General features: G+C 72.9%; 18 protein-coding genes. 12 read left to right on the top strand and 6 right to left on the bottom strand.

Features of this window, described 5'->3' with window-relative positions:
- Position 1: 1 nt before the first annotated feature.
- Positions 2–1,078 carry an ATP-dependent DNA ligase gene (locus ACFU5F_RS08975; protein WP_383884055.1) on the top strand — a complete coding sequence of 359 codons (1,077 nt, stop codon included), beginning with the start codon at positions 2–4 and terminating at the stop codon, positions 1,076–1,078.
- 51 nt (positions 1,079–1,129) lie between these two features.
- On the opposite strand, the gene ACFU5F_RS08970 is transcribed toward ACFU5F_RS08975, so the two are convergent.
- Positions 1,130–2,320, bottom strand: a complete 1,191-nt coding sequence (locus tag ACFU5F_RS08970; RefSeq protein ID WP_383884052.1) for a zinc-dependent alcohol dehydrogenase — start codon at positions 2,318–2,320, stop codon at positions 1,130–1,132.
- A gap of 130 nt (positions 2,321–2,450) precedes the next feature.
- Here ACFU5F_RS08970 and ACFU5F_RS08965 point away from each other — a divergent pair, with 130 nt between their 5' ends.
- A complete protein-coding gene (locus ACFU5F_RS08965; RefSeq protein ID WP_383884050.1) occupies positions 2,451–3,452 on the top strand; it encodes a DUF3048 domain-containing protein in 1,002 nt (333 codons plus the stop codon).
- Between the two features lie 2 nt (positions 3,453–3,454).
- Here ACFU5F_RS08965 and ACFU5F_RS08960 read toward each other — a convergent pair whose 3' ends face one another.
- A complete protein-coding gene (locus tag ACFU5F_RS08960) occupies positions 3,455–3,916 on the bottom strand; it encodes a MarR family winged helix-turn-helix transcriptional regulator (RefSeq protein ID WP_383884048.1) in 462 nt (153 codons plus the stop codon).
- Between the two features lie 362 nt (positions 3,917–4,278).
- Here ACFU5F_RS08960 and pcaH point away from each other — a divergent pair, with 362 nt between their 5' ends.
- The 4 genes from pcaH to pcaD are packed head-to-tail and all read left to right on the top strand — an operon-like array spanning position 4,279 to position 8,178.
- The gene (gene pcaH, locus ACFU5F_RS08955; RefSeq protein ID WP_383884046.1) at positions 4,279–5,052 is read left to right on the top strand and encodes a protocatechuate 3,4-dioxygenase subunit beta; all 774 of its coding nucleotides are present in this window, start codon (positions 4,279–4,281) and stop codon (positions 5,050–5,052) included.
- A 5-nt stretch (positions 5,053–5,057) separates the two neighbouring features.
- On the top strand, positions 5,058–5,663 hold the full coding sequence (pcaG, locus tag ACFU5F_RS08950) for a protocatechuate 3,4-dioxygenase subunit alpha (RefSeq protein WP_383884043.1): 606 nt from the start codon (positions 5,058–5,060) through the stop codon (positions 5,661–5,663).
- On the top strand, positions 5,660–7,060 hold the full coding sequence (pcaB, locus tag ACFU5F_RS08945; RefSeq protein ID WP_383884041.1) for a 3-carboxy-cis,cis-muconate cycloisomerase: 1,401 nt from the start codon (positions 5,660–5,662) through the stop codon (positions 7,058–7,060). The genes pcaG and pcaB overlap by 4 nt, the downstream gene beginning before the upstream one ends.
- A complete protein-coding gene (gene pcaD / locus ACFU5F_RS08940) occupies positions 7,057–8,178 on the top strand; it encodes a 3-oxoadipate enol-lactonase (protein ID WP_383884038.1) in 1,122 nt (373 codons plus the stop codon). Before pcaB ends, pcaD begins: the two co-directional genes overlap by 4 nt.
- A gap of 34 nt (positions 8,179–8,212) precedes the next feature.
- Here the strand turns inward: pcaD and ACFU5F_RS08935 are convergent, their stop codons facing one another.
- Positions 8,213–10,885: an ATP-binding protein gene (locus ACFU5F_RS08935; RefSeq protein ID WP_383884036.1), complete on the bottom strand. Its 2,673-nt coding sequence runs from the start codon at positions 10,883–10,885 to the stop codon at positions 8,213–8,215.
- Between the two features lie 520 nt (positions 10,886–11,405).
- Between ACFU5F_RS08935 and ACFU5F_RS08930 the strand changes: the two genes are divergently transcribed.
- Entirely contained in the window at positions 11,406–12,482 is a 1,077-nt protein-coding gene (locus ACFU5F_RS08930) for a DUF2510 domain-containing protein (RefSeq protein WP_383884033.1), read from the top strand.
- A 186-nt stretch (positions 12,483–12,668) separates the two neighbouring features.
- Here the strand turns inward: ACFU5F_RS08930 and ACFU5F_RS08925 are convergent, their stop codons facing one another.
- Positions 12,669–13,283, bottom strand: coding sequence for a TetR/AcrR family transcriptional regulator C-terminal ligand-binding domain-containing protein (locus ACFU5F_RS08925; protein WP_383884030.1), 615 nt, complete (start codon positions 13,281–13,283; stop codon positions 12,669–12,671).
- A gap of 261 nt (positions 13,284–13,544) precedes the next feature.
- On the opposite strand from ACFU5F_RS08925, the gene ACFU5F_RS08920 reads away from it, so the two are divergent.
- Positions 13,545–14,345 (top strand): phosphatase PAP2 family protein, encoded by an 801-nt coding sequence (locus ACFU5F_RS08920; RefSeq protein ID WP_383884027.1) that lies wholly within the window; start codon positions 13,545–13,547, stop codon positions 14,343–14,345.
- A complete protein-coding gene (locus ACFU5F_RS08915; RefSeq protein WP_383884025.1) occupies positions 14,342–15,310 on the top strand; it encodes a hypothetical protein in 969 nt (322 codons plus the stop codon). Before ACFU5F_RS08920 ends, ACFU5F_RS08915 begins: the two co-directional genes overlap by 4 nt.
- A gap of 53 nt (positions 15,311–15,363) precedes the next feature.
- Here ACFU5F_RS08915 and ACFU5F_RS08910 read toward each other — a convergent pair whose 3' ends face one another.
- Positions 15,364–17,415 (bottom strand): phosphocholine-specific phospholipase C, encoded by a 2,052-nt coding sequence (locus ACFU5F_RS08910; RefSeq protein ID WP_383884022.1) that lies wholly within the window; start codon positions 17,413–17,415, stop codon positions 15,364–15,366.
- A 287-nt stretch (positions 17,416–17,702) separates the two neighbouring features.
- Here ACFU5F_RS08910 and ACFU5F_RS08905 point away from each other — a divergent pair, with 287 nt between their 5' ends.
- From ACFU5F_RS08905 to ACFU5F_RS08895, 3 genes are read left to right on the top strand one after another with little or no spacing between them, the layout of a single operon-like run.
- A complete protein-coding gene (locus tag ACFU5F_RS08905) occupies positions 17,703–18,767 on the top strand; it encodes a Rieske 2Fe-2S domain-containing protein (RefSeq protein ID WP_383884019.1) in 1,065 nt (354 codons plus the stop codon).
- Positions 18,764–18,946: a hypothetical protein gene (locus ACFU5F_RS08900; protein WP_383884016.1), complete on the top strand. Its 183-nt coding sequence runs from the start codon at positions 18,764–18,766 to the stop codon at positions 18,944–18,946. Before ACFU5F_RS08905 ends, ACFU5F_RS08900 begins: the two co-directional genes overlap by 4 nt.
- Positions 18,943–19,908, top strand: a complete 966-nt coding sequence (locus tag ACFU5F_RS08895) for a PDR/VanB family oxidoreductase (protein WP_383884013.1) — start codon at positions 18,943–18,945, stop codon at positions 19,906–19,908. The genes ACFU5F_RS08900 and ACFU5F_RS08895 overlap by 4 nt, the downstream gene beginning before the upstream one ends.
- Here ACFU5F_RS08895 and ACFU5F_RS08890 read toward each other — a convergent pair.
- Complete coding sequence (locus ACFU5F_RS08890) at positions 19,859–20,743, bottom strand: IclR family transcriptional regulator C-terminal domain-containing protein (RefSeq protein WP_383884011.1); 885 nt, start codon at positions 20,741–20,743, stop codon at positions 19,859–19,861. The two genes, ACFU5F_RS08895 and ACFU5F_RS08890, sit on opposite strands and share 50 nt — an antisense overlap.
- Between the last annotated feature and the right edge of the window lie 15 nt (positions 20,744–20,758).

Raw genomic sequence — 20,758 nt, 5'->3', positions numbered from 1 at the left:
CATGGATCTTCCGGTGATGCCGCCCGTGAAACCGATGCTCGCCAAGTCCGTGGCGAAGATCCCGCCGGCCATGCACTACGAGGCGAAGTGGGACGGGTTCCGGGCGATCGTGTTCCGCGACGGCGCCGAGGTGGAGATCGGCAGCCGTACGGGCAAGACGCTGACCCGGTATTTCCCCGAGCTGGTGGAAGCCCTGCGGGAGCGGTTGCCGGAGCGCTGCGTGCTGGACGGCGAGGTCGTCATCGTCCGGGGCGGGCACCTGGACTTCGACGCCCTGACCGAGCGTATCCACCCCGCCGACTCCCGCGTCCGGATGCTGGCGGAGACGACTCCGGCCTCGTTCGTGGCCTTCGACCTGCTCGCGCTGCACGACGAGTCGCTGCTCGACGTCCCGCTCACCGACCGGCGCGCGCTGCTGGAGCTGGCCCTGTCCGGGGTGACGGCCCCGGTGCACGTCGCTCCGGCGACCACCGATCGTGAGCTGGCCGAGCGGTGGTTCGAGCAGTACGAGGGGGCGGGCCTGGACGGGGTGATCGCCAAGCCGCTCGATCTGCGCTACCGGCAGGACGAACGGGCCATGTTCAAGATCAAGCACGAGCGGACGGCGGACGTGGTGGTCGCCGGCTACCGCTTCCACAAGAGCGGGCCGGTGGTCGGCTCCCTGCTCCTGGGCCTGTACGACGCCGGCGGCTCCCTCCAGCACATCGGCGTCTGCGCGGCCTTCACCATGAAGCGGCGCGTGGAGCTGGTGGAGGAGCTGGAGCCGTGGCGCCTGGAGGACGCCCGGCAGCACCCCTGGGCGGCCTGGTCACAGGAGGCGGCGCACGAGACGGCCCGGCTGCCAGGGGCTCCGAGCCGGTGGTCGGCGAAGAAGGATTTCTCCTGGGTGCCACTGCGGCCCGAGCGGGTCGCCGAGGTCGCGTACGACCACATGGAGAACGGCGTCCGCTTCCGCCACACGGCACGCTTCCGCCGCTGGCGCCCGGACCGCACGGCGGAGAGCTGCACCTACGGGCAGTTGGAGGAGCCGGTCACCTACGACCTGGCGGAGATCCTCGGCCCCGGCACCGGCCCCTGACGGAGGGAGGCCCCGGGCCGGAGGTACGGGCGGGCACGTGCGCCGGTTCGGTCAGGGCTCCATCACGACCTTGACCGCCCCGTCCTCCTTGCGCTGGAACATCTCGTACGCGCGCGGGGCGTCGCTGAGCGGCACCCGGTGGGTGGCGAAGTCGTCGACGCCGAGGGGGTCGCCGTCCGTGAGCAGGGGCAGGATGTCGTCGGTCCAGGTGCGGACGTTCGCCTGACCCATGCGCAGCCGGATCTGCTTGTCGAACATGGTCAGCAGCGGCAGCGGGTCGACCTTGCCGCCGTAGACGCCGGAGAGCGAGATGGTGCCGCCGCGTCGTACGAGGTGGATGGCCGTGTAGAGCGCCGCCAGCCGGTCCACGCTGAAGTGTTCGGCGACGCGCGCGCCGAGCGCGCGCGGCAGATGTCCGGCCGTGTTCTGGACGAGCCGGGCTGCCGCGCTCCCGTGGGCCTCGGTACCGACGGCGTCGATCACCGAGTCGGGACCCCGTCCGGCGGTGCGGTCCTGGACCGCGCCGACCAGGTCCTTCTCGTCCTCGTAGTCCCGCAGGTCGAACGTCTCGACACCCCGCTCACGGGCACGGCGCAGCCGCTCGGACACCAGGTCGATACCGAACACCTGCTCGGCTCCGCGCTCCAGGGCGACCCGGCAGGCCATGTCCCCGATGGGGCCGAGACCGAGCACGGCGACACTGCCGCCGGGCGGGATGTGCGCGTACTCGACGGCCTGCCAGGCGGTGGGGAGGACGTCGGAGAGGTACAGGAAGCGGTCGTCGGGCGGTCCCTGCGGCACCTTGATCGGCCCGAACTGTGCCTGAGGAACGCGCAGGTACTCGGCCTGGGCGCCCGGGACGGCACCGTACAGCCGGGTGTAGCCGAAGAGGGCCGCCCCCATGCCCTCGCCGGTGCACTGGGTGGTCTCGCACTGGGTGGGAAGGCCCGTCAGACACATCCAGCAGGCGCCGCAGGCGATCTGGAACGGCACGACCACCCGGTCCCCGACCGCCAGGTCGGGCACCCCGGCGCCGACCTCCTCGACGATGCCCATGGGTTCGTGCCCGAGGATGTCGCCCGGCGTCATGAACGGGGTCAGTACCTCGTACAGGTGCAGGTCGGAGCCACAGAGCCCGGTGGATGTGATCCGGATGACCGCGTCCGTCGGCTCCTGGATCACCGGATCGGGCACGGTCTCCACGCGTACGTCCCGCTTGCCCTGCCACGTCACTGCCTTCATCGCGCCCACACTCCGTTTCCTGCTTCGGCCGGCGAGTTCCGCACGGGTACCCGACACCTCACCCCCGAACCAGTCAGAAACGAACCGGTATGGCCATCCATCAACCAATAAGCGCACAATCGAAGACATCATGGACGAGACGAGTACGACCGGCAGAAAACCGCGGGCGCGGGCGGGGCGCCGCGCGACGACGGGGGCACTGCTCGCCGCCCTGGCCGCGGCCGCCCTGCTGGCGGGCTGCACCGCGACCGGCCCGGACGGCGACGACGGGCGCGGGCGCGGCGACAGCAGCCGGGACGACCGGTCCGGCGCGTCGCCCGTGGGCTCCGTGCTCGCGGTGAAGATCGACAACGTCTCCGCCGCCCGACCCCAGACCGGCCTCGACGCCGCCGACGTGGTCTACGCCGAGCAGGTCGAGGGCGGCCTCAGCCGGCTGATGGCCGTGTACGCGACGAAGTTCCCCGCGAGCGTCGGCCCGGTGCGCAGCGCCCGGGAGTCCGACCTGGAGCTGCTGCGCCAGTTCCACGAGCCGACCCTGGCCTTCTCGGGCGCGCAGAGCAAGCTCCTGCCGCTGATAGACCGGGCACCCCTGCACGCGGAGACCCCCGAGGACGCCGGCGACGCGTACTTCCGCGGCGACGAGAAGCCGGCCCCGCACAACCTGTATCTGCGCCCCGGGAAGCTGGTCGGCTCACCGCCCGGCGCCGACGCCCTGACCACCGGCTTCCGCTACGGCCCCGCCCCCGAGGGCGGCACACCCGAGGACTCCCGCACCGTCCGCTATCCGGCCGCCCGCTTCACCTTCACCTGGTCCGGGGACAGCCACCGCTGGCAGGTCTCGATGGACGGCACTCCGACGATCACCACCGACGGCGCCCGGGTCGCCCCGGCCACGGTCGTCGTCCAGCACGTGACGATCCGCGCCTCCCGCTTCCACGACTACCTGGGCAACAACACCCCGTACACGGAGACGGTCGGCTCGGGCCGGGCGGAGGTCCTGCGGGACGGCCGGGTCTTCGACGCACGCTGGGAGCGTGAGACCGCGACGGACGGCACGACCTTCACGACGACGGACGGCGCGCCGATGGACTTCGCACGGGGGCAGGTGTGGGTGGTGTACGCGAAGGCGTGAGACTACCGGGCGCCCGAGGGCTCGGCCGGGCTGCGCAGTTCCTCCGCCGCGTCGGCGACCCGGCGGATCAGCTCGAAGAACAGGTCCTGCTCGTCCGCCGACAACGGCGCCAGGAACACCTGGTTCATCCGGGCCGTCCGGACCGTGAGCCTGCGGTGCGTCCGCACGCCGTCCTCCGTGAGCCGGAGCAGGAACCGGCGCCCGTCCTGCGGGTCGCGCACCTTGTCGAGAAGACCCCGGCGCCCGAGCCGGCTGATGACCTCGGACATCGTCGAACGGTCGAGTCCCACCCGCTCCCCCACCGTGCGCTGGTCGAGCCCCGGCTCGGCGACGAGCGTGTTGAGGACGGCGAACTGCGGCGAGGTGATCTCCTCGGAGACCATCGCGTTCCACAGCAGGTAGTGGGCCTGCTGCAGCCGCCGGGCGAGGTGCCCGGGATGGGCGGAGAGGTCCACCGCGGCCATGTTCGCTCCTCGACTCGATGAGTGGGACACCCGTGCACCGCCACCCGCCATCCGTCGCCCCTCAGCCATCAGCCATCAGCCATCAGCCATCAGCCAGAGAGCATCCGTAACGATTCGTACGTGCACTGAATAATCATCCGCCATCGGCCGGAGTGTGTCCAGATGGCCGCACACAAGCGATATGGCCACCCCCTCAGCCCTTGACGAGGGAGCCGACGAGGTGGCAGCGTGAATGAACCTTCCCCCAAATACTCAGTGTGCTGACTAAATTGCCGAGACGACCCAGGCGGACCGGGCTCCTGCTCCCCGGCCCCGGCCTTGACTTTGACCTCGACGAGACCGACAAGACGTCAGGAACCGCCATGACTCTCACCCAAGCGGACATCGACCAGGAGATCGCCGCCGAACACGCCGCCTACGCCAAGCGCGTCGCCGACGGCGGGCCCGTGGAGCACCAGCCGCGCCGGGACTACGCCCCGTACCGGTCCTCGGTGCTGCGGCACCCCAAGCAGCCGCCCATCGGGATCGACGTCACCAAGGACCCGGAGCTGGTGGAGCTGGCCTCCCCCGCCTTCGGGGAACGGGACATCACCGAGATCGACAACGACCTCACCCGCCAGCACGACGGGGAGCCGATCGGTGAGCGCATCACCGTCTCCGGCCGACTCCTCGACCGCGCCGGGCGCCCGCTGCGCGGCCAGCTGGTCGAGATCTGGCAGTCCAACTCGGCCGGCCGCTACGCCCACCAGCGCGAGCAGCACGACGCGCCCCTGGACCCGAACTTCACCGGCGTCGGCCGCACCCTGACCGACGACGACGGGCACTACCACTTCACGACGATCCAGCCGGGCCCCTACCCCTGGCGCCAGCACGTCAACGCCTGGCGGCCGGCCCACATCCACTTCTCACTCTTCGGCTCGGCCTTCACCCAACGGCTCGTGACGCAGATGTACTTCCCCAACGACCCGCTGTTCCCCTACGACCCGATCATCCAGTCGGTGACGGACGACGCGGCCCGGCAGCGGCTGGTCGCGACCTACGACCACAGCCTGTCCGTGCCGGAGTTCTCCATGGGCTACGCCTGGGACATCGTGCTCGACGGCCCTCAGGCCACCTGGATCGAAGAAGGACGCTGACCGCCATGACGAAGATCGACACCAGCCGCCCGGAGACGGTGCTCCCGACCCCGTCCCACACGGTCGGCCCGTTCTACGGCCACGCCCTGCCCTTCCCCGGCGGCGGCGACATCGCCCCCGTCGGCCACCCCGACACGATCACCCTGCACGGCCACATCCTCGACGGCGAGGGCTCCCCGCTGCCGGACGCCTTCCTGGAGCTGTGGGGTCCCGACCCGGACGGCAGCCTCTCCCGGGTCGACGGCTCCATGCGGCGCGACCCCGCGAGCGGCGGCTTCCTCGGGCGCAACGGCGTGGAGTTCACCGGCTGGGGCCGCGTCCAGGCGGACGCGGCCGGCCACTGGACGGCCCGTACGCTGCGGCCCGGCGCCCGCGGGCGGAACGCGCCGTACCTCAGCGTGTGCGTCTTCGCGCGGGGCCTGCTCGTACATCTGTTCACCCGGATCTACCTGCCGGGCGACGAGGCGGCGCTGTCCGCCGACCCGCTGCTCTCCCGGGTGGACGAGGCGCGCCGGAACACGCTGATCGCCGAGGAGCAGGGGAACGGCACCTACCGTTTCGACATCCGCCTTCAGGGCGAAGGCGAGACGGTCTTCCTGGAGTTCCAGTGACTTCTGCTGACGCCGACACCGGTCTGCTCGCCCCCGGGTGGACCGGCTCCCCGGCCGCGTCCGCGACCGGCGACACCGCCTATCTGCGGGCACTGCTCGACGCCGAGGCCGCGCTGACCCGCGCCCAGGCCGCGCTGGGGCTGGTCCCCGCCGCCGCCGGGCCCGCGGTGACCACGGCCGCGGACGCCGCCGCCTTCGACGTACGGTCCCTCGCGGAACGCGCCCGCGGTGGCGGCAACCCGGTGATCCCGCTGGTCGCGGACCTCACCGAGGCGGTGGGCGCCCCCTACGGCCCCTACGTCCACCGGGGGGCGACCAGCCAGGACATCCTGGACACGGCGACGATGCTGGTCGCCGCCCGCACCCTCGACGTGATCCTGGCCGACCTCGGGCAGACGGAGTCCGCGCTGGCCGCCCTCGCGGCCGCGCACCGGGACACCGTGATGCCGGGCCGTACGCTCACCCAGCACGCCGTGCCCACGACCTTCGGGCTGAAGGCGGCGGGCTGGCGCTCCCTGGTCCTGGACGCCCGTGACCGGCTCGCGGTCGTCCGGGCGAGCCTTCCCGCTCAGCTCGGGGGCGCCGCGGGCACCCTGGCGGCCTTCACCGTCTTCCGGGGGACCGGAGCCGGGAACACGGCCGGCACGGGGGTCGCCCCGGCGGACTCCCCGACCCCGGTCGACACGCGGGCCCTCGTCACCGCGTACGCCCGTGAGGTCGGCCTGCGTGAGCCCGAGTTGCCCTGGCACACCCTGCGTACCCCGATCGCGGACCTCGCCGGGGCGCTGGCCTTCACCGCGGGCGCCCTCGGGAAGATCGCGGTGGATGTGCTCACCCTGGCCCGTACGGAGATCGCGGAGGTCGCCGAGGGGAGCGGGGGCGGCTCGTCGGCGATGCCGCACAAGGCGAACCCCGTTCGGTCCACGCTGATCGCGGCGGCGGCCCGGCGGGCGCCCCAGCTGGCGGCGGCCCTGTTCGGCGCGCAGGCGGCCGAGGACGAGCGGCCGGCCGGGGCCTGGCACGCCGAGTGGGAGCCGCTGCGTGATCTGCTGCGCCTGGTCGGAGGTGCGGCGCGGGACGCGGCGGACCTGACGCGGGGGCTGCGGGTGAACGCCGGTGTCATGCGCGCCCACCTGGACCTCACCCACGGATTGATCGTCTCCGAGCGGCTTGCGGCCGAGCTGGCCCCCGTGCTGGGCAGGGCCCGCGCCAAGGAGCTGCTGACCCGGGTGGCCCGGCGGGTCCACGCCGAGGACCGACCGCTGGGTGAACTGCTCGCCGAGGAACCGGAGTTGGGCGAAACCGCTCTCCACCCCGACCTGACGGACCTCATCGATCCCACGCGCTACACCGGCTCCGCCGGACCCCTCACCGACCGTGCTCTGGAGCGACGTTGACGGACAGGATGCTCAACCACCGTGCGGAGGGCCCGACATCCGCTCCCCCGCTGCTGCTCGGCCCCTCCCTCGGCACGTCGGCCGGGCTGTGGGACAAGGTGGCGCCCGAACTGTCCATCACACACCGGGTGATCCGCTGGGACCTGCCGGGGCACGGCGGCTCCCCGGCCGGCCTGATCGCGCCCGGGGCGACGGTCGGTGACCTGGCCGCGCTGGTGCTGGCCCTCGCGGACACGCTGGACGTCGAGCGGTTCGCGTACGCGGGGGTGTCCCTGGGCGGCGCGGTCGGGCTGCACCTGGCGGCGCACCACCCGGAGCGGGTCTCGTCCCTCGCCGTGATCTGCTCCTCGGCCCACTTCAACGGGGCCAGGCCGTGGCAGGAGCGGGCGGAACTGGTGCGCCGGGAGGGTCTCGCCGGGCTCGCGGAGACGGCCGACGCGCGCTGGTTCACGCCCGGTTTCACCGTGCCGGAGCTGGTCGAGGACCACCGCAACGCCGACCCGGAGGCGTACGCCGCCTGCTGCGACGCGCTCGCCGCCTTCGACATCCGCGAGGACCTGCCGGGCATCTCCGCGCCCACGCTCCTCGTCGCCGGCCGGCAGGACCCGGCGACCCCGCCCGCGCATCTGCGGGAGATCGCGGACGCGGTGCCCGGTGCGTCGCTCACGGAGATTCCCGGCGCCTCCCACCTCGCCCCCGCCGAGCGTCCGGAAGCCGTACTGGCCGCTCTGCGCGGGCACTTCGACGGCTACGCGCAACGCGGTATGGAGGTGCGCCGCCAGGTCCTCGGTGACCCGCACGTGGACCGCGCTCAGTCCCGGCAGACGCCTTTCACGGCCCGCTTCCAGGACTTCATCTCCCGCTACGCCTGGGGGGAGATCTGGACCGACCCCACCCTGTCGCACCGCGAACGCAGCATGATCACCCTGACCGCGCTGGTCGCCCACGGCCACTACGACGAGCTGGCCATGCACGTCCGGGCCGCCCGCCGCAACGGCCTCACCCCGGAGGAGATCGGCGCCGTCCTCCTCCAGACCGCCGTCTACTGCGGCGTGCCGGCGGCGAACTCGGCCTTCGCCACGGCCCAGCGGGTGCTGGCGGAGGAGGACGGGGGCTGAGCGGCCGGTCCGGAGCCGGGGCACCGGCCCCGAGCTAGCCGAGCCGGTCGATCGCCTCCCGGGCCTGCCGGGCCAGACCGTCGGCGCCGCAGGACTCGGCCAGGGTCAGGCCCCGGTTGAGTTCGGACACCGAGCGGATGGCGGTGCCGTACTCGACGCGGGCCGCGGCGTGCTCGTAGGCGGCGGGCGAGGCGGCCAGATAGGCGACCGCCTGGGTGTAGAGGGAGACGGCGTTGCGGCCGGTGGCGAGGGCGGCCTCGACGCGGAGTGCCTCGCCGATGGCGGTGTCCGTCCCGAACCGTTCGGCACGGCGGCGGACGCTCGCGGCGAGTTCGGCGGCGCGGCGCGGGTCCTCGGTGGCGAGGGCCCGGGCGAGGGCTCCGCCCCAGGTGGCCGACACGGTGTTGTGGTGTCCCCGGGCGGCCGTGGCCTTCTCGGCGGCCTCCAGCTCGTTGATGCCCTCCTTGGTGCGGCCCACGGCGAGGAGCAGCCGTCCGCGTACCGAGCGGGGCTCGGGCAGCACGAGGGTGGACGGGTACGGCGGGGCGAAGTTGTACTGCTCGGCGACCTGCCAGGCCTCCTCGACATGACCGCGGACGAGGAGGGTGTCGACGAGGTTGCAGGTCGTGGTCCAGTACAGGGGCAGTCCGCGGCCGACGCGCTCGGCCAGCACCAGCGACTTGCGCAGGGAGGCTTCCGCGTCCCTGAGACGGCCCCGCATACGGTGGCCGAGCCCGACGTAGGCGTGGGCGAGGGCCAGGTGGCCGCCGCTCCACCCGTCGGACTCGTAGGTCCGCAGCGCCTCGGTGTACAGGCTCTCCGCGCGGTCGAGCCGGTCGGCGTAGGCGTACGTGCTGGCCAGCATCAGCAGCAGTTCGATGCCCCACTCGGAGTCGGTCCAGCCGAGTCCGGGCGCCAGGCGGCCGTTGACGAGCGCGCGGTCGCAGAGTTCGACCACCTCTTCGGCGTTCTCGCCCCGTGTCATCGCGTCGAAGCCGCGCAGGATGAGCATCGCCCGCTCGGAGTTGTCCCGTCCCGTGCAGGTCGCGGCGAGGGCGGCGAGCTCCTGGGAATGCGTCGGCGGCAGTTCCTCGCCCGCGTGCACGCCCTCCCACATGTACCGCGCGGCCTGGAGCCGCATCCGGGCGGGGCCCGGATCCAGCCGGGCGATCTCCGCGTCGACCGTGCGGACGGCCTCGTCCAGCTGGTCGTTGTGCACCAGCACCTGGGACAGGCGGAAGACCGCGTCCACGCGTTCGGCGTTGTCGAGTCCCGGTTCGGCGAGTGCCGAGCGGAGGTAGGTGACGGTGGTGGCCGGGGAGGTCAACAGGGTGGCGCAACCCAGCTCGTAGAGCACCCGCACCCGGACGTCCGGCAGGGGCGGCTCCTTCAGCGCTCGCTCCAGACAGCGGCGGGCGGCGTCCGGGGCACCCACGGCCAGGTGTTCCTTCGCGGCGGCCCGCAACTGCTCGACCAGATCGGCCTCGCCGTCCGGATGGACTTCGATCAGATGGCGGGAGGCCGCCGCGGCACCACGCCCCGACTCGGTGACGGCCGTCGCGGCGACTCCGTGGAACGCGGTCCGGATGCCGGGCGGGATCGAGTCGTAGACGGCGGTGGCGATCAGCGGATGCACGAACTCCAGGTCTCCGGCGTCCACCTGACGGTTGGCCGGATCGGGCTCGGTGAGGATGCGGGCGGAGGTCAGCAGTTCGGCGCACAGCCTCGCCCTGGCCAGGGACAGACTGGCGAGGCGTGCCACGATCTCCACGGTGATGCCGGTGTGGAGGATGGCCGCCGCCCAGGCGAAGCGGGTGGCCTCGACACCGAGTTCCTCCAGGCGGGCGACGAGGCCGTGGCCCCGCGCCGAGCGGTTCAGGGCGCGTAGTTCGGCGGCCGAGTCCTCGACGGGGTCCAGTCCGCTGTCCTTCACCTTCGCGAGGAGCTCGACGGTGTTGTACGCGTTGCCGCCGGTGACCGCCCAGACCTCGCGGCAGAACGGGTCGTCGGCGTGCCGGCCGACGGTGGCGCGGGTGAGGCCGGCGGTGGCCACGGGGGTCAGTGCGCTGAGGGTGGTGACCGGCCGGGCCTTCGCGGCGATCCCGGCGAGATGTTCGGCGCGCTCGCCGGTGGCCTCGCCTGGGCGGTAGGCCACGACGACGAGGACGCACATCTCGCTCAGGCGGCCGACCAGGGCCGACAGCCACTGCAGGGTCTCCTGGTCGGCCCAGTGGACGTCGTCGATCAGCAGGACGAGCGGCCACGCACGGCGCACGAGCCGGTTCACGGCGGCGACCAGGCCGTCGCACACGCCCTGCGGGTCGGGCTGGCGCGCGCCCGGTTCCGCGAGCCCCAGGGCGGGTCCGGCGATGTCGTACCAGTCGCCCAGGTACTCGCGGGTCTCCTCCTCCATCAGCCCGAGCAGGCCGGGCTGGAGCAACTGGCGTACGACGTTGAAGGGGACGGACGTGACGGTCTCGCCGCCGCGGGCGTACCAGGCGGTGCAGCCACGCTCCTCGGCGATCCTGCGGGCCTCGGTGAGGAGGGCGGTCTTGCCGACACCCGCCTCGCCGTCGAAGACCAGGACGCTCCCGGGCGACGCCTGGTCGACGCGCAGTTCGTCGATCGCCTCCTTGATGGCGGTGATCTCCGCCTCGCGCTCCCACAGGGAGGCCGAGGCTGCCGCGTCGGGCCGTGCCTCCGTCATCCCGCTACCTCCCCAGGCCGCCCGAACGATGCACAGGTCATCGAGCGTAGCCCCCTGAATGCCGAAGTGGAGGCGGGTCCGGGCACCTTTGCCGTGTCGGGTGACATCGGGCGGCCGACGGACGACGAATCCGGCCGCCCACCTGTGCCGTTGAACGTGACGGTCAGTCAACTGCCCGTAGCGTGAGGCTGATTTTCCGGATTCCTCGGTGTAGACGGGTGCTCCCTCCTGTAGGGGACGGGATGACCGTATCCGTGGGGAAGGAGGGCGGCGTGCGGCGGCCGGGGCGTCCGGTCCCGCGGTGAGCCGCGCGCCACGGGGGCGGCCGCGTCCGCCCTCTCCTGCGGGAGCTCCCGACCGACGCGGAAATCAGCCGAAGACGGAGCCATTCGGATGCTGGAAGCACAAAAGGTGCACAGGGGGCGGCAATTATGCGATTGCGGGCGGAAATCGGGCGGCGGGCGGGCGAATAACCGTCCCCTCTCATCCGGTTTTCACTCCGGCCTCATACGGTTGCACCATGACGCAGGTGACACCTCCCGGCTGGTACCCCGACCCCGGCCAGACGAATGACGCACCCGCCACCGAGCGCTGGTGGGACGGCAAGGCGTGGACGGACCAGATCCGGCCCGTGGGCTCGGCCGCGGGGTTCGGGCCTCCGGTCCACCCGCCGGCCGCCGGACCGTACCCGCCGGGTGCCGGCCCCTATCCACCGGTGGCCGGGGGGCACCCGGGGTACCCCGGGCACCCCGGGTATCCCGGGTATCCGGGGCACCCGGCCCCCGCGCCCCGGCGCGGCCTCCGTATCGGGATAGCCATCGGCGTGGCGGCCGCGGTGCTGGTCAGCATCGGGGTGGGCGTGTACGCGCTGGCCGGCAACGACCGCGGGAGCGAGGGCAGTACGACGTCCCAGGGCTCCGGCGGGCAGAACGGCGGGGGCGGCGGCGACGGTGGCCGGGGCGGCGACTCCGGCGGTCAGGGCGGGCCGGGCGGGCCGGGCGGCTCCGACGGCCGGAGCCCCGCGCCGGACGGCTCCGGGCAGCCTCCGCAGATCGAGGACGGGTACGCCACCGACACGACCAGCGGCATCAGCATCCCCGTGCCCGACGGCTGGCTCGGCGCGCCCCTGCGGGCCGGTGCGCAGGTGACGACGGAGGCGTCGTACAAGTGCCCGGCCGACGCCACGAAGACCTGCACGCGCGGCGGCGCCTACTCCTCGCCCGCCGAGCTGTTGAAGCTGAAGGCCACCACGGCCGAGGCTGCCGCCAAGGAGGACATCTCCCAGGCCGCCGAGGACGCCTACGGCTCCGAGGGCTACGGGAAGATCACCTCGCACGAGGAGCTGGCGTCCAAGGCGGTGACCGTGGCCGGCGAGAAGGGCTACTACGTCCGCTGGAAGGTGGTCACGGGCCAGGGCGACGACGGCTATGTCGAGTCGCTGGCCTTCCCCTCCCCGGCCGACTCCAAGCGGCTCGTCGTGGTCCGCTTCGGGATCGACGTGAGCGACAAGGCGCCCAGGCAGTCGGTCATCGACGAGATCACCAAGGGCATCAAGGAGGCGTCGATCGGCGGAGGCGGCAGCGGTCAGGGGGTGTGACCCCCGGGACCCGCACCACCGCCCCACCCGCGCCTCTCCCTGCGGCCCGAAAAGGCCGGCCGGGCGGGATTCCTCTCCGCTCCAGAGGAACCCCGCCCGGCCGGTGGGTACGCGCCGCCCCCGTCCCCACGGTGCGGCGCGATCAGGGCGTCGTCCGGGATCGCTCCACGGACGGCGTCCTGAGTCTCACGCGAGGCCGAGCGTCGGCAGCACGGCCGCCTCCATGAACTTGATGATGTACGTCTCGTCCGCGTCCTGACCCTCCAGGACCGGCCGGGCCCGCAGCACGCCGAAGATCTGCGCCGGGACGAACTCCAGCGCCGGATGGTCCGCGGGGACCTCGCCCCGGGCCACTCCCCGGGCGATCATCGTGCGGAGCGCGTCGATCTCCGGCTCCACCAGCGCGTCCCGCAGGGCGGTCCGCAGCTCCTCGTCCTGCACGGCGGCGTGGCCGAGCGCCTGGAACAGACGCCCCTCCAGCACATGGCCCTGGCCCGCGTGCCGGGCCACCTCGCGCAGGTCGCCGGCGAGGGTGCCGGTGTCGATCCCCGCGAAGCGGACACTGCGGCGCGCGCGCAGGGCGGCCGCCACGAACTGGGGCTTGGTCCTCCACTGACGGTAGAGCGTCGACTTGCTGCACCGCGTGGTCGCGGCGACACCCTCCATGGTCACCGAGTCGTAGCCGCACTCCCGGATCCGTTCGAGCACGGCGTCGAAGAACTCCTGCTCACGCTCGGGGGTGAGTTTGGAGCGGCGCGAGGCGACGGCCGTCTCCGGCCCCTCCGCTGCCTGCGACGTCATGACTCGTGTCTCCCTCGGTCGCGCCCTGCCGAAAGGCCTGCCGGTACGCCACTGTACCGGAACGCCACCGTATCGGTACAGCTACGTATCGATACCAAATCGTTTCGGTACCCACCCGTTTCGGTACCCACTCGTTTCGGTACAGTGGCGTATCGATACACTCGCGTATCGGTACTGCCACGTATCGGTACCCGTGCGTAGCGATCGCCAGTACCGCCAGGGGAACCAGCGCCACCAGCGCCGTCAGTGAAAGGGCCGGGGATGGAATGCCGCACCGAGCCTGCCGAGGAGCGGACCGCCGCGACAGCGCGGCCGCCGCTCGTCCGTGAGTTCCTGCTCGTCGCAGGGCTCTTTCTCGTCTACAAGCTCGGCCGGACGCCGGCCGGCGGGCACACCGCCGAGGCCTACCGCAACGCCCACCTCGTGTGGGACCGGGAACGGGTCCTGCGCCTGCCGGACGAGGGCTCCGTGCAGGCCGTGCTGCTGCACGGCGACACGCTGGTCCACCTGGCGAACGTCTTCTACGCGACCGTCCACTTCCCGGCCACCGTGGCCTTCCTGGTCTGGCTGTACCTGCGGCGCCCCGCGCACTACGTCTGGGCGCGCCGGGTCCTGACCGCCCTCACCGCCGCCGCCCTGCTGCTGCACCTCGCGTTCCCGCTGGCGCCGCCGCGCCTGCTGGACGTCGCCGGTCTGGTGGACACCGGGCAGGCGTACGGGCCGGCGGTGTACTCGGCGGTGCCGGCGACCGACTCCCTGGCGAACCAGTTCGCGGCGATGCCCTCGCTGCACTTCGGCTGGGCCCTGATGATCGCGATCGGCCTGATCGCCGCGACCCGCTCGCGGTGGCGCGTGCTGTGGCTGCTGCACCCGCTGGTGACCCTGTTCGTGATCGTCGGCACCGCCAACCACTACTGGCTGGACGCGATCGTGGCGGGCGCCCTGCTGGCCGCCGCCCTCGCCGTGGTCCCGCCGCCGCACCGGACGGCGGGCGCCGCCGGCCGGCACTCCACGGCCCTCGCCCCGGCCGAGGAGCCCGTCCTGGTGGGAGCCGGCCGATGAACGCCACCCTCGTCGCCGTCGCCCTGTCCCTGGTGTCGGCCGTCGCCTACGCGGCCGCCGCCGTGGCCCAGGAGCGACTCGCCGCCCGCAGCGCCGGCGCGGGCGTCGGACGGATGCTCGCCAGCGGTGCCTGGTGGAGTTCCGTCGCGCTCAACGCGGGCGCCGCGCTGCTGCATGTCGTGGCCCTCAGGTACGGCCCCCTGACCGTCGTACAGCCGCTGGGCGCGCTCACCCTCGTGGCGGCGGTGCCGCTCGGGGCCCGGCTGGCCGGGCGCCGGGTCACCGCGCCGGAATGGCGCGGCACCGCGCTCACGCTGGCCGGACTGGCCGCGATCCTGATCGCCGCGTCCGGGCCCGCTCCCGACGACGTGCTCAACGTCCCGGAGGCCGTCGCCGTGGCCGGCGCGACCGCCGCCCTGATCGGCTTCCTCTCCCGGCCCGGCACCAGGCCCGGCCTGCGGCACGCCGGCGCGTCCGGTGCGGCCTCGGGCGTCGCCTCCGCGCTCACCCAGACCGTCACGGTCGCCGCGACCGACCGCTCGGGCTCCCTCCTCGACGCCGAGGTCGTCGTCGTGGCACTCCTGGTCGCCACGTTCGCCGTGGGCGGCCTGCTGCTCTCCCAGACCGCGTACCGGGGCGGCCTGGGCGCGCCCCTCGCGGTCGTGACCCTGGCGAACCCCCTGGCCGCCGCCCTGATCGGCCTCACCCTCCTCGGCGAGGGCCTGCGGGGCGGGGCCGCGGGGGTGCTGCTCGCGGCGGCGGGGGCCCTGGTCGCGGCGCGGGGCGTGGTGCTGCTGACCCGGGCGGCACCGGCCGCGCGCCGGGAGCCGGAGCCCGCTCCGGCGCACGAGGAGCACCCGGTGGCGGCCGTGCTCGCCCTGCAGCCCCGGCACGCGCCGGCGGAACCGTCGCTGATGCCCCGCCGGCCGAACTCACCGACGCCCGGACACCTCACTCCCCTCTGACGGCCGGAGGAGCAGGCGCCCGCGGGCGTCGTGTCCCAGCCCCGGTGGGCGCCCTACCGCCGACCCAGCGCCGGATCGCTCACTCCCGGCCGCCCGTTCTCCACGTGCCCGGCGAACCTCCGCAGGAAGCCCTCACCGGCGGTGACGGTCAGGTCGTACCAGCGGTGACTCGACCGCAGGTCGAAGACCTCGCGGACGGTCGCCCCGGCCCGCACCCGGACCGTGCGGGACCGGCCGCCGTAGGCGCCGGCGACCTTCAGGGTCACCGTGCCGGCGCCCGTGTTGGTGAAGGTCAGCGCGATGTCGTCGCCGACGGGCCGCGCGGTCACCTCCGGCCGGGCCTTCCCCGTCCCGCCCGGCCCCGCGAAGACCCGCAGGAAGCCGTTCGGGCCGTGCACGGTGAGGTCGTACGCGCCGCCGGACCGCGCGCAGTCCCAGGTGTCCGACACGGCCCCGCCCGCCCCGGTGGTGTACGTCCACGGCCCGTCCGTACGGTTGCCGGAGGTGACGTGGAAGGCCGCGCCCGCCCGGCCGCCGGAGGCGAACGTCAGGGTGAGGGTCCCGGCCGGGGCATCGACCGCGCCGTCCACGCGGGGCGCGTACTTCAGCGGCCGGGCCGGGCGCACCCCGCGCTCCTGCCTCGGCATGCTGGGGTCGTCCGGCACGACGGGCCGGTAGTCGGGGTGCCGCTCGCGGTCCTGCGGCTCGTACGCGTCGGTGTCCGGCAGCGCGGCGGGCCTGCTGTCCCGGCGGGAGAAGTCGAACGCGGCGGTGAGGTCCCCGCAGACCGCCCGCCGCCACGGCGAGATGTTCGGCTCCCCCACCCCGAACCGGCGCTCCATGAACCGCAGGATCGAGGTGTGGTCCAGGGTCTCCGAGCAGACGTACCCGCCCTTGCTCCAGGGCGAGACGACCAGCATCGGCACGCGCGGGCCGAGTCCGTAGGGGCCGGCGACGTGGCCCGCGTCGCCGGGGAACAGGTCAGGGCCCACCTCCACCGTGGACCTGCCGTGGGAGGCGTCGCGCGGCGGCAGCGGCGGCACGAGGTGGTCGAAGAAGCCGTCGTTCTCGTCGTACGTGACGAACAGCGCGGTCCGCGCCCAGACGTCCGGGTCGGAGGTGAGCGCGTCGAGGACCTGGGAGATGTACCAGGCGCCGTAGTTCGAGGGCCAGTTGGAGTGCTCGGAGAACGCCTCGGGCGCGGCGATCCAGGAGATCTGCGGGAGCTTCCCCGCCTTCACGTCGGCTTTCAGCCCGTCGAAGTAGCCGTCGCCGGCCTTGACGTTCGTGCCGGTGCGGGCCTTGTCGTACCAGGGGTCCCCGGGCTTTGCGTTGCGGTACCTGTTGAAGTAGAGCAGGGAGTTGTCGCCGTAGTTGCCCCGGTAGGCGTCCGCGATCCAGCCCCAGGAGCCGGCCGCGTCCAGGCCGTCGCCGATGTCCTGGTAGATCTTCCAGGAGATGCCGGCCGCTTCGAGGCGCTCGGGGTAGGTGGTCCAGTCGTAGCCGAGTTCGTCGTTGCCGAGGACGGGGCCGCCGCCCTTGCCGTCGTTGCCCGTGTACCCGGTCCACATGTAGTAGCGGTTGGGGTCGGTCGAGCCGATGAACGAGCAGTGGTAGGCGTCGCAGACGGTGAAGGTGTCGGCGAGGGCGTAGTGGAACGGGATGTCCTCCCGGGTCAGGTACGCCATGGTCGTGGTGCCCTTGGCCGGGACCCACCGGTCGTACTTGCCGCCGTTGTACGCGGCGTGCCCGTCCGGCCAGCTGTGGGGCAGGCCCTCCAGGAACTGCATGCCGAGGTCGTCGGCGCCCGGGTGGAAGGGCAGGACGTCCTTCGTGCCGTCCGGCTGGTGCCACACGCTCCGGCCGTTGTCCAGCGTCACCGGATGCGGGTCGCCGAAGCCCCGTACGCCTCTCAGGGCGCCGAAGTAGTGGTCGAAGGACCGGTTCTCCTGCATGAGGACGACGATGTGCTCGACGTCCTCGATCGTGCCGGAACGGTGGTGCGCGGGCAGTGCCGCGGCCCGCTGGATGCTGGCCGACAGGGCACTGAACGCCGTCGTGGCGCCCGCCACCTGGAGGAATCGCCGCCGGTTGACTTCAGGCATGGGTGGATGACCTCTTGTCCTGACGTGGTGAGTCGGATGTGACCTGCGCGCAAGGAATGGTCCAAGAGGAACCAACGCCGGGGAAGGGTCCATGGCGCGGGCGTGACCCGCTGAGGGCCGCCGGGCGAACAGCGGCGGGCGGCCGGCCCTCCTGCGGGCAAAGTCCGTGCACGGCAGGGCTTCCGTCTGACGGAAGGGGTATTGCCCGGCCGCGTGCGCGCTCAGGAATGTGGTGCCACGCGGAGTGACGTGGCTCCGCGCTCAGGGTTCTCAGGGACGGGATCGCCATGCCTCACATGACCGCCTTCGCCAGGAATCAGTGGTACGTCGCCGCCTACGCCGAGGAGGTCGGGCGGGAGCTGCTCGGACGGACGATCCTGGGTGAGCCGCTCGTGTTCTACCGGACCGAGGAGGAGGGGACCCCGGTGGCGCTGCACGACCGGTGCGTGCACCGTCGGTACCCGCTCTCGGAGAGCGGGCTGGACGGGGACCGGATCGTGTGCGGCTACCACGGGTTCACCTACGACACGACGGGCGCGTGCGTGTACGTGCCGGGGCAGAAGCGGATCCCGCGGACGGCGCGCGTGGCCTCGTACCCCGTGGTCGAGCAGGACTCGCTGATCTGGGTCTGGATAGGCGACCCGGCGCTCGCCGACCCGCAGACCATCCCGCGCGCCCGGCACCTGGCGGCTCCCGGCTGGACCACCGTGCGCGGCATGGAGCCGATCGACGCGGACTACGGGCTCCTGGTCGACAACCTGCTCGACCTGTCCCACGAGACCTATCTGCACGGCGGTTACATCGGCACCCCCGAGGTCGCCGAGACGCCGATCACGACCGAGGTCGACGAGGGCGCGGGCGTCGTGCGGGTGAGCCGGCACATGGACGACGCGGAGTGCCCGCCGTTCTACGCGAGGTCGACCGGCATCGAGGGGCGGATCACCCGCTGGCAGGACATCGAGTACTTCGCGCCCTGTCTGTACCTGCTGCACAGCCGGATCGCCCCCGTGGGCGTGCTCCCCGAGGCCGACGGCAGCGACCCGAACGGCTTCCACACCGAGATCACGTACGCGATCACCCCGTCCTCGGACGGCAAGGTGTACGACTTCTGGATGGTCTCGCGGGACTGGGCGACCGGGAGCGACGAGGTCACCGAGTTCCTCCGGGGCAACAACCACACGGTCGTCATGCAGGACGTCGTCGCGCTGAACCTGCTGCAGGAGACGCTGGGCACCGAGCGCACCGGCTACCAGGAGCTGAGCATCAACATCGACACCGGCGGTCTGGCCGCCCGCCGCATCCTGGCCCGGCTGGTCGAGCAGGGCGAGAAGCCGGTGGAGAAGGTCCAGTGAGCACACCGCCCACGTCCGGTACCGGGGAGGTCTACCGCATCGACTGGGCGCCGGGCACGGACATCCTGCACGGCACCTGTCACTGCGGGCGCGAGCACACCGCACAGGACCCCATCGAGATGTGGGAGTGGATGCTCGCCCACCCCCAAGGACACGAACCGCAAGGGAACCCCTCATGACCCCGCCCCCGTCGCCGTCGCCTTCGTCGCCCGTGTACGAGGCCGAACTGGTCGTCGACAGCCGGGAGTTCGCGGCCGACGGCGTACTCGCCCTCACATTGCGGCATCCGCTCGGCGACGAACTCCCGGCCTGGGAGCCGGGCGCGCACGTCGACGTGCTGCTGGGGCCGGGGCTGGAGCGGCAGTACTCGCTCTGCGGCGACCCGGCGGACCGCGGGGTCTGGCGGATCGGGGTTCTGCGCGAGCCCGACGGACGCGGCGGATCGGCGTACGTGCACACGGAGCTGGCCCGGGGCGACAAGGTCCGGGTGCGGGGGCCGCGCAACAACTTCGCCCTGGAGCCGGTGCCCCGCTACCGGTTCGTGGCCGGCGGCATCGGCATCACCCCCATCCTGCCGATGCTGGCCGCGGCCGAGGCGGCGGGCGCGCAGTGGACGCTGCTGTACGGCGGGCGCAGCCGTGACTCCATGGCGTTCCAGGAGGAGTTGGGCAGGTACGGGGACCGGGTCACCATCGCCCCGCAGGACGAGACCGGGCTGCTCGACCTCGGGTCCGTGCTGGACGGGTTGCCCGAGGACGCGCTCGTCTACTGCTGCGGGCCGGGCGCGCTGCTCGACGCGGTCGAGGAGCGGTGCCCGGGGAAGGCCCTGCGGGTCGAGCGGTTCCGGCCCAAGGAGCAGGAGACGGGCCCGGACGGCGAGTTCGAGGTCGTGCTGGAGCGGACCGGGAAGACCGTCACGGTGCCCGTCGGGGTCTCCGTCCTCGACACCGTGCGGGCCGCCGGGGTCGAGGTGCTGTACTCCTGCGCGGAGGGCACCTGCGGGACGTGCGAGACGGACGTCCTGGAGGGGACCCCGGACCACCGCGACTCGGTGCTGAGCGACGACGAGCGCGAGGCCGGGGAGACCATGCTCATCTGTGTGTCCCGGTGCCGGGGGTCACGGCTGGTGCTCGACCTGTAGGGCCCTCCTGAAGGATCTGTGCGGCGCGCGCCCGGCCCGTGGCGGTGCCCGTCGCGCACAGGTCGGCCTCGATCCGGGCGACCGTGGCCAGCAGGTGGGGCAGCAGGTCCCGGCGTACCGACTCGGCCGAGGTACGGCCGGCGTGGACGGGGATGTTCACGCCGGCCACCACCTCGCCGTGGCGGTCGCGCACCGGGGCGGCGACGGACCGCAGCCCCTCCTCCAGCTCCTGGTCGACGACGGCGTACCCCTGGCGGCGCACCCGGCGCAGCTCGGCTCTGATCCGGTCCGGCGAGGTGAGGGTGCGCCGGGTGAGGGGCACGAGGTCGGCGCGGGCGAGGCGGACGTCGATCTCCTCGTCCGGCAGGTGCGCGAGGACCACCCGGCCGACGGAGGTGACGTGGGCCGGGAAGCGGGTGCCGACGGTGATCGTGGCCGTCATGATGCGGCGCGCGCCGACCCTCGCCACGTACACGATGTCGTCGCCGTCGAGGACGCACAGCGAAGACGACTCCCCGACCTGCGCGACCAGCCGCTCCAGATGGGGCACGGCGAGGTCGGGGAGGGTGACGCTCGACAGGTACGCGTAGCCGAGTTCGAGCACGCGCGGGGTGAGCCGGAACAGCCGGCCGTCGGTGTGGACGTAGCCGAGGTCGACGAGGGTGAGCAGGAAGCGGCGGGCGGCGGCGCGGGTCAGCTCGCAGGTCCGCGCGACCTCGCTCAGCGTCAGTGCGGGATGCTCGGCGTCGAAGGCACGGACGACCGCGAGGCCGCGCTCGAAGGACCGGACGAAGTGCGATGGGCGGGCTCCGCCGAACCGGTCTCGATCGGGCATCGCCGCCTCCAGGAA

The sequence above is a fragment of the Streptomyces sp. NPDC057438 genome, from assembly GCF_042802995.1.
In the GTDB taxonomy this organism is placed as follows: Bacteria; Actinomycetota; Actinomycetes; order Streptomycetales; family Streptomycetaceae; genus Streptomyces.
This window is presented reverse-complemented; position numbering and strand designations above follow the sequence as displayed.

Coding starts and splice junctions, on each gene's coding strand:
- ACFU5F_RS08975 (WP_383884055.1), top strand. CDS start 2: ATGGATCTTCCGGTGATGCCGCCCGTGAAACCGATGCTCGCCAAGTCC.
- ACFU5F_RS08970 (WP_383884052.1), bottom strand. CDS start 2,320: ATGAAGGCAGTGACGTGGCAGGGCAAGCGGGACGTACGCGTGGAGACC.
- ACFU5F_RS08965 (WP_383884050.1), top strand. CDS start 2,451: ATGGACGAGACGAGTACGACCGGCAGAAAACCGCGGGCGCGGGCGGGG.
- ACFU5F_RS08960 (WP_383884048.1), bottom strand. CDS start 3,916: ATGGCCGCGGTGGACCTCTCCGCCCATCCCGGGCACCTCGCCCGGCGG.
- pcaH (WP_383884046.1), top strand. CDS start 4,279: ATGACTCTCACCCAAGCGGACATCGACCAGGAGATCGCCGCCGAACAC.
- pcaG (WP_383884043.1), top strand. CDS start 5,058: ATGACGAAGATCGACACCAGCCGCCCGGAGACGGTGCTCCCGACCCCG.
- ACFU5F_RS08935 (WP_383884036.1), bottom strand. CDS start 10,885: ATGACGGAGGCACGGCCCGACGCGGCAGCCTCGGCCTCCCTGTGGGAG.
- ACFU5F_RS08930 (WP_383884033.1), top strand. CDS start 11,406: ATGACGCAGGTGACACCTCCCGGCTGGTACCCCGACCCCGGCCAGACG.
- ACFU5F_RS08925 (WP_383884030.1), bottom strand. CDS start 13,283: ATGACGTCGCAGGCAGCGGAGGGGCCGGAGACGGCCGTCGCCTCGCGC.
- ACFU5F_RS08920 (WP_383884027.1), top strand. CDS start 13,545: ATGGAATGCCGCACCGAGCCTGCCGAGGAGCGGACCGCCGCGACAGCG.
- ACFU5F_RS08915 (WP_383884025.1), top strand. CDS start 14,342: ATGAACGCCACCCTCGTCGCCGTCGCCCTGTCCCTGGTGTCGGCCGTC.
- ACFU5F_RS08910 (WP_383884022.1), bottom strand. CDS start 17,415: ATGCCTGAAGTCAACCGGCGGCGATTCCTCCAGGTGGCGGGCGCCACG.
- ACFU5F_RS08905 (WP_383884019.1), top strand. CDS start 17,703: ATGCCTCACATGACCGCCTTCGCCAGGAATCAGTGGTACGTCGCCGCC.
- ACFU5F_RS08895 (WP_383884013.1), top strand. CDS start 18,943: ATGACCCCGCCCCCGTCGCCGTCGCCTTCGTCGCCCGTGTACGAGGCC.
- ACFU5F_RS08890 (WP_383884011.1), bottom strand. CDS start 20,743: ATGCCCGATCGAGACCGGTTCGGCGGAGCCCGCCCATCGCACTTCGTC.